The organism is Lentibacillus kapialis, from assembly GCF_014646635.1.
GTDB lineage: Bacteria > Bacillota > Bacilli > Bacillales > Amphibacillaceae > Lentibacillus > Lentibacillus kapialis.
The window spans coordinates 1-7,097 of record NZ_BMNQ01000089.1 but is presented as its reverse complement, the minus strand read 5'-3'; the positions used below and the strand labels follow the sequence as shown (position 1 = coordinate 7,097).

Sequence of the window (7,097 nt, the reverse complement as noted above, 5' to 3'; positions counted from 1 at the left end):
TTCCTGATTCCGCTATATGCTTTCTGGAATTGTGAGCTTGGGCTGGGGTCCTCGAGACAAAATTCAACTGTGAAATGTGTGGAGGGGAAATGTATCCAACGTATTATAATGGCGTACATGGACAGGCATATAAATTATCGGATTTTCTCTAACGAAGATAGAAAAAAGACCGGGCCGCCTTTTGCCCGGTTTTTCTTAAAAAATAAGCAGCCTGAACGGAGAGCTTCTTAATAATGATCGCTTCCAAAAAAGCTTTTAAAGGATTGGAGCGTGGCTTCACGGTTGACTGATGCAATGGAAGTGGTGATTGGAATACCTTTGGGGCAAACCTGTACACAGTTTTGGGAATTACTGCAGCCCTGAAGGCCGCCATCTTCCATGAACGAGTCAATACGCTCGCCACTGTTCATTTCCCCGGTTGGATGAGCATTTTTAAGCCGCACCTGAGGGAAGACGAACGGTCCCATGAAATCGCTCTTATCATTCACATTGGGGCATGCTTCAAGACAGACACCGCACGTGAAACATTTTGAAAGTTCATAGGCCATGAGACGTTTGTTCTCATTCATCCGCGGCCCCGGTCCGATATCATATGTACCATCAATCGGTATCCACGCTTTCACTTGTTTCAATGAATCAAACATGCTGTCACGGTCGATAATCAGGTCACGAACAACGGGAAATGTGCGCATCGGCTGGATCCGGATCGGCTGTTCAAGGTCATCGATAAGTGTGGAGCAGGCCTGGCGGGGGACATCATTGATGAGCATTGAACATATACCGCATACCTCTTCAAGACAACTCATCTCCCATTGAATGGGAATGGTTTGTTCGCCATCTTTGTTGACAGGGTTTTCACGTATATACATCAGCGCTGAGATGATATTCATGTTAGATTTATAAGGAATTGAAAACGCCTCTTTATATGGTTCGGAGTCAGGATCTTTTTGCCGCTCTATGATTAAATGAATGGTTTTGTCTTCTATCTTTGGGGCCATGTTCGTACTCCTTTCTGAATAACTCGGGAAGTGCGCAACTTCCAAGTGCAGTATTAATATGTAATGGTAATAGTATTGGGATGTGGGCGGAAATTTATACAGCTGCGTGAAGACAGACTGTGAGAAAGGATAATGGATGACTCCATGCAGAGTTGGGGTGAACTTGAGCGGGGACAGCCGCAACTCGGGTGGAAACCGCTCCAATTTGAGCAAGACACTACCAATAAAAAGAACGGAGCCCATTCAACACGGAGCTCCGTTCTCGTTTAAGATGCTTGATTCGGTTGTGTTTGGTTATGATTGCGGAAAATAGTCAACCAGCTCACGACTGATCCAATCATCAAGGCGCCTATATAAATATAAATGCCGTAATTGACCGACAACATGCTGTAATGAACGATTGCGAATACCGCTGCCATAAGGCTGAGTAAGATGTTAAAACCGGTATTTGTATCGTGTGCTAACTCAAACGATTGGCTGAAAGGGAACGTCAGACCATTAAGTATCTTATACGAAACAACAGTCTCCAGATAGCCGGCTAAAAATACAGCAATCAAGTCCGGTATGATCCGTGACGAAAAAATAAATAAAAACACCACACTGAGAACAGCGAAAATCGGCAAGTAAAGTTTAACGATAAAGGCTTTGATGGCTCCGCGATGCATTGAAGTGGAATCTGCAAGCGGAATGGTTCGGAAAATCCAGCTGCCATTATAGTTTTCCGAGTAGTTGAGCATGTGAACGGCAGCGGGAATCATGATACTGCTTATATAGATGGTTAAATACGCTTTTCCATCGCCAATATCACCGCTTTGGAGGTCATTTAATGAATTGAACAGGAAGACAAACGGAAAAAATAAGGCCATCCCCAGTGTTGGATACACTTTCAATTTGAATTCCCGTTCTTTTTTCATCATAGCAGCAGCAAATTGAAAAAACACGCGTTCCTCGTGGCTGAAGCAGACAAGGCGTGACCAGAGATGATCCACGTCGAATAATGGTCGTTTGCTTGTTCCGGATTCATTCAACAGCTTCTCCAAATTTCGCTCAAATGAGGGCATCAGCCGGGCATAAATGATGATAGAGATGATCGGGACAACCAGCGCCAGCAATGCCAGAAAGACGATGCCTCCGGCGTTATGTTGCCCGAGCAGCCATTCGAATGGTGCTCCGAACCAAATCGGCGGTATCATAACATGCCACCAGCTAAACGTATATGAAACGGCGAAGTCAATCATCTCAAAGGAACGTGCCAAGAGCTGATATCCAACAATGATGCCGACGGATAATAAAATTTGCACGTAGTTGATGATGTCCTTTAATTTTTCGCCGCTGAAGACATGCAATGTGCCTATGTATATAAGGGCTGTCAAAGCAATGATAAAAATCAGACTAAGGATGAGCATGCCTAAAAACAACAGTGAAAAGACAATACCCTTTGTCAGTATCATGACGATCAAGGGAGCCGCTATGAAAGCTCCTGCCGATAAAGCCATGTAAATGCCGACATGAACCATTTTGGCTGCATTGATTGTTTTTTTGTTCACAGGTTTTGTTCCAATGATATTTTTGTCCCGCACATCCAACAAAACCGATGTGAAGTCGGAAATCATTGAGGTCATCAGAAAAAACATAGTGATGCCAAACAAGAGGCTCATTTGCAGCATATAATGACCGCCCAAAAATAGGAACGGAACGGTGATGAGTCCATAAAGCACATAATACCACAAGGATTTTAGAAACTGATTGCCTTGTTTCTTTTTCGATGAATTCATACTGAAAATGGCAGGAACACGTCGTTGGTCCATCGTCAGTTTCAGCTGCAGAATGTTTCGCATAGCGTCATAATCAATGCCGACCCGTTTAAATAAAAATTGAAAACGATCGAGACATTTTAATGAATTGAAATCATTCATGATGTGCTCCCCCGCTGACAATGCTGACAAAATTGCCGGCTACATCTTCATGTTCATCAAACCCTGTCAGCTGATTGAATATGTCTTCCAGCGTGCCTTCTTTACTCTGTTCTTTTAATTCTGCAAAACTTCCATCAGCCGCAACTGCTCCGTCAATGAGCAAAACAATCCGATTGCTGATTTTCTCGACAACATCCATGATATGTGACGAGTAAAAAATAGTTTTTCCCTGGGCAGCCAGTTGTGCCAGAATATCCTTAATGATCATCACACTATTGGCATCCAGTCCGTTTAACGGCTCATCCAGAAAGAGTAAATCCGGATCATGCAAAAGACTCGAGATAATCAACACTTTTTGCCGCATCCCTTTGGAAAAGGCAGAAAGGCGTGTGCGAAAGACATGATCCATGTCGAATTCCCGCATCAGTTGCCATGCTTTGGTTTCTGCCGCGTCTTTATCAAGGCCGTAAAGCTGACCAATGAAAGCCAGGTACTCGCTTGCTGTGAGATTGTCATAGATCTCAGCATTTTCCGGAACATAACCGATTCGTCGTTTATATGTATGATCACCGGCTGCGATGTCCTGGCCAAAAATCTCAACTTCGCCCTGATAATCTTCTATCAAACCGAGCATGATTTTGACCGTTGTGCTTTTACCGGCGCCATTGGGACCGATGTAACCGATGATCTGTCCCTTGTACACATCCAAATTGATGCCATTCAGGACACGCTTTCCTCCCAAATCAATGGTCAAATCATGGAGTGACAATATCTTCTCCGTCATTCAAATCCCCCCATACGCAAAAAAACAGTATAACAATTTTAACATATCATGGTAATTTTGCGGGGAGCCGATTCAGGAGATTCAGAACGATTGCAAGTCCATGTTGGCAAAAGGCTCAGGGTAATCAAGCTCGCCTTTAATCTGTTTGATATGAATATTTCCCCCATGGAGCCATTTGTTGAAATCAAATATAACCGGTCTGCGGTCAGGACCGATTGCAAACCATGCTTTCATGTGTTTTGGGAAGTAAGCAGCCGTATGAAGGGTTCCAGCTGCTGCATCATATTTGAATGAATAGATACCTTTATCGGAATCATTCATGATCCGGAAGGCCTCGTACGGGTCTGCGGCAGATTGTTGCTCCTTTCGAATAGTGTTTTCCCGTCTGCGCGATTCATCTTGCCGGTATCTGTTTTCGTCATCGAGCAGGTGAAAATGGTTGGTGCACACATTAGATTGACGGACGGCAACCTCTCTCGGGGATGCTTCCACAACATAGGACTCGCCGCTTTTATCCAGCAGAACATAGCTGAATGAATGCCGATGCGGGATTTTTTTCAAAAGAGAAACGGCCTCATCAACACTTGCACATGTTTCAAGGATCATCCGTCCAATCATATTACAAAGGAATCCATCACCGGAATGTTTGCGATGGGTGAAGTTGTAACCCATGACAAGTCCTTTTTCATTCAGACCGTCAATCCTCCCCGTTATTTGCATGGAGGGTCCAATGACAGCATAGCCCTGGTCAGTTGGCTGATAGAGCATATAACGGCCTTCATAACCGATCGGATGGCTGTCATAATTGCGGATCATATAATTGGAATCCGTGAAAATCGAGCAACCGCTCCGGTTATATTCCAAATAATAGCCGCCGAACAAGCGGATACCTTCTTCTATATCCACATTGAGGGCATCGGTCAGGCCGCGGATTTCGTCCCAGATCCCCGGTGCAAATTGAAGAATAGATGCTCTCATCTCGCCGGGATTTATCAGGAAATGCCTGTCTTTTTTCGGTCCCCATTGGTTTTCCCGATTCATAAGAATAGGGGAGTCTCTGAGCTGCTCTCCCTGTATATAGCCAAAATCATAGTGGGTTCCCCGATATTGCATAACATTGCTCCAGAATTGTGTCACTGTAGTCAGACCTCTTTCGTATTTGCTAATGACAGTTTACGCGATATCGCTCCCAAAACAAATCATTCTGCTTTTGTCATATCAGAATATGTAGATGATGGATGATCTTATAAGAAGTGCTCGCTATAAGACGAGACGAATGCTAAGTTTATCTAAAACTGATACGTGCTTGTATAGAAAAGACATATATCCAAAAACTATACTAACCATGTGGATAGGAGCGTTGAAGGGTATGAAAAAGGTAACGGTCGTATTTTGGATCACACTGATACTAACGCTTGCATTATCAATTCTAGGTGTCATTACACCAGACAGTTTCGAGCGTATTTCAGGATCGATAATGGGATATATATCCGCCCATTTTGGTTGGTTCTATTTGTTGATTGTCACGTTGTTTGTATTGTTCTGTTTGTATTTGGTTTTTAGTCCATATGGAAAAATCAAACTCGGGAGACCCGGCGAAAAACCGGAGTTCACTTATACGTCATGGCTGTCCATGCTTTTTAGTGCAGGCATGGGAATAGGGCTTGTATTTTATGGAGTAGCATCCCCGGTTTCACACTATATGAAAACACCGCCAACTGCTGAACCTGGGACAAAGGAAGCACTTGAAGATGCACTACGGTTAACATTTTTTCATTATGGGATTCATGCCTGGGCGATTTATGCTGTTATTGCGCTTGTGCTGGCTTATTTTATGTTCCGTCATGAAAAACCCGGTCTGGTCAGTGCTTCACTGGAAACACTGTTTGGCGACCGAATGAAAGGAGCATGGGGAAAAGCTGTCGATGTCATTGCCGTGTTTGCAACCATTGTGGGGGTAGCAACGACACTGGGCTTTGGCGCTACGCAAATTAACGGCGGGATTGCTTTTTTATTTGATGTTCCCATTTCGTTTTGGGTACAGCTTATCATTATTTTAATTGTGACAGTTTTATTTATGATTTCAACATATACCGGACTCAGCAGGGGCATTAAGTATTTGAGTAATGCCAATATGGGATTGGGTGCGATACTATTTTTGGCAACGTTAATACTTGGACCGAGTTTATATATCTTTAACTCGTTTACGGATACAATCGGTTCCTATTTGCAGCAGTTGCCTTCAGAGAGCTTCCGCTTGGCGCCGAATGATCAGGACGAACGCCAATGGGTATTGGACTGGACGGTCTTCTTTTGGGCATGGTGGATGGCCTGGTCGCCGTTTGTCGGGATATTCATCGCCCGTGTTTCAAAAGGGCGGACGATAAGGGAATTTCTGGCCGGTGTTTTGATTGTACCGTCTGTTGTCGGCTTTTTATGGTTTTCGGCATTTGGCATCTCAGGCATTGATGCGCAGAATAACGGGGCGGATATCGCCGGACTTCCGGATGAGCAGGCATTGTTCGGGATGTTTGAACAACTGCCATTCGGCATGATTTTATCGATTATAGGCATCCTGCTGATCAGCACGTTTTTTATTACATCAGCTGATTCGGCAACATTCGTCCTGGGCATGCAGACGACCAATGGATCCATGTCACCGCCGACAACGGTAAAATTTACCTGGGGATTTGCTCAGTCAGCCATTGCAGCAGTATTGCTTTACACAGGTGGTCTGCAGTCTCTGCAAAATGCGCTAATTTCAGCGGCACTTCCATTTTCGGTTATCATGCTTCTCATGATTATTTCGTTTTATAAAGCGCTTAAGGCTGATAAAGAAAAAACCTGGCCTGATAAAAAATGACAACTCACACTGTCCTGTCTGACACCATGTCGGAAGGGCAGTTATGTTGTCACGTCAGAAAATATAGAGTGCGGATGACTTTGGCACTTGCTATAAGGGAAGGGAAGGTAAGTCCAAGTTTGCTCGTATCGCTTGCATTAACGTCGGTTCAATTGTACAATAATTTTAAATGGTCTTTATATTAGGGCTTTTACGCATTAAAGGAAAGATGAGGTGTCGTTAAAAACGATGCAGGAAAGTTTCCCGGCGAACCAGGGAACTTAATGGCATATATCAGTGAAAATTTTAATAGGGAGTGTTGTTATAATGGAAGATCTTTATCCATCACGAAAAAAGGACCAGCCGGAGCTTTTAGAACGGAAGGACCCTGTGATACACACGGATCGATCCAAAGATAATCAGGCCCCTATTGCCAAAGAACAGCTTGATTCCTATGAAAAAAATGGGTTTTTGCAGATTGAGAATTTCTTCTCCGATGAGGAAGTTGCGGACATGCAGAAAGCCATTTTTGAATTGCAGGATTCGAACAGAGATGT

General features: G+C 43.8%; 5 protein-coding genes and 1 pseudogene. 2 read left to right on the top strand and 4 right to left on the bottom strand.

Annotation, left to right across the window (positions count from 1 at the left end):
* Positions 1 to 227: 227 nt before the first annotated feature.
* From sdhB to IEW67_RS17150, 4 genes are all read right to left on the bottom strand, one after another.
* Positions 228 to 998, bottom strand: coding sequence for a succinate dehydrogenase iron-sulfur subunit (gene sdhB / locus IEW67_RS17165; protein WP_188634303.1), 771 nt, complete (start codon positions 996 to 998; stop codon positions 228 to 230).
* A 266-nt stretch (positions 999 to 1,264) separates the two neighbouring features.
* Positions 1,265 to 2,914: a hypothetical protein gene (locus IEW67_RS17160; RefSeq protein WP_188634302.1), complete on the bottom strand. Its 1,650-nt coding sequence runs from the start codon at positions 2,912 to 2,914 to the stop codon at positions 1,265 to 1,267.
* Positions 2,907 to 3,698, bottom strand: coding sequence for an ABC transporter ATP-binding protein (locus IEW67_RS17155; RefSeq protein ID WP_188634301.1), 792 nt, complete (start codon positions 3,696 to 3,698; stop codon positions 2,907 to 2,909). Before IEW67_RS17155 ends, IEW67_RS17160 begins: the two co-directional genes overlap by 8 nt.
* 81 nt (positions 3,699 to 3,779) lie before the next feature.
* Positions 3,780 to 4,835, bottom strand: coding sequence for a C45 family autoproteolytic acyltransferase/hydrolase (locus IEW67_RS17150; protein WP_188634300.1), 1,056 nt, complete (start codon positions 4,833 to 4,835; stop codon positions 3,780 to 3,782).
* A gap of 232 nt (positions 4,836 to 5,067) precedes the next feature.
* Here IEW67_RS17150 and IEW67_RS17145 point away from each other — a divergent pair, with 232 nt between their 5' ends.
* A complete protein-coding gene (locus IEW67_RS17145) occupies positions 5,068 to 6,561 on the top strand; it encodes a BCCT family transporter (RefSeq protein ID WP_188634299.1) in 1,494 nt (497 codons plus the stop codon).
* Between the two features lie 306 nt (positions 6,562 to 6,867).
* Positions 6,868 to 7,097 (top strand): annotated as a pseudogene (locus IEW67_RS17140) (ectoine hydroxylase); the annotation flags it as partial.